This window comes from Burkholderia sp. JPY481, assembly GCF_038900515.1.
Lineage (GTDB): Bacteria > Pseudomonadota > Gammaproteobacteria > Burkholderiales > Burkholderiaceae > Paraburkholderia > Paraburkholderia youngii.
In genome coordinates, this window is the sequence record NZ_JAYMRT010000103.1 from 1 (window position 1) to 947 (window position 947).

The window sequence follows — 947 nt, forward strand, 5'->3', positions numbered from 1 at the left end:
TGAAGCGCCCCGGGTTTTCCGGAGACTCCACTTCTTGAGAAAATGGAGCTATGGAAAACACGAAGAAGAAGTCCCCGAGGTACTCGCCGGAAGTTCGTGAGCGGGCTGTGCGAATGGTACTGGAACATCAAGGCGATCGCGAATCGCAATGGAAGGTGATCGCGTCGATCGCAGCGAAGTTTGGCTGCTCGGGCGAGACGCTGCGTAGCTGGGTACGCAAGGAAGAGCGGAATCGGGGTTTGCGCCCGGGCACGAGCACGCAGGAGCAGGATCGGATCAAGGAACTGGAGCGGGAAGTGCGTGAGCTTCGGCAGGTCAATGAAATCCTGCGCAAGGCGTCAGCGTATTTCGCACAGGCGGAGCTCGACCGCCGACCGAAGTGATGATCACGTTCATCGATGATCACCGGCACGTCTACGGGGTCGAGCCGATCTGCAGGGTGCTGCCAATCGCCCCGTCGACGTACTACACGCATGTGGCCCGCCGCGCCCATCCTGAGCTGGTGCCGGCGCGGGCCCAGCGCGACAGGATGCTCAAGGACGAGATCCAGCGTGTGTGGGAAGAAAACTTCCAGGTCTACGGCGCAGACAAGGTCTGGAAGCAATTGAAGCGCGAAGGCATTGTCGTGGCGCGTTGCACGGTCGAGCGGCTGATGAAGCAGATGGGCCTGCGCGGTGTGGTGCGGGGCAAGACGGTCCGCACGACAGTGAGCGATGGTTCGACGCCGTGCCCGAAGGATCTGGTGAAGCGGCAGTTCACGGCCGAACGGCCCAATGCGCTGTGGGTGTCAGATTTTACGTATGTATCGAGCTGGCAAGGCTTCGTCTATGTCGCGTTCATCATCGACGTGTTCGCCCGGCGCATTGTCGGCTGGCGCGTCTCGAGCTCGGCGCGAACGGACTTCGTTCTGGACGCACTGGAGCAGGCCTTGTACGAACGACAGCCGG

Annotated in this window: 1 pseudogene and 1 other annotated feature; the pseudogene reads left to right on the forward strand. The window is 61.4% G+C overall.

The features are described from left to right. Positions 1-50: 50 nt before the first annotated feature. Positions 51-947, forward strand: a pseudogene (locus VSR82_RS39825) (IS3 family transposase); the annotation flags it as partial. Further along, positions 341-457 (forward strand) — a sequence feature (AL1L pseudoknot). (Overlaps the previous pseudogene by 117 nt.)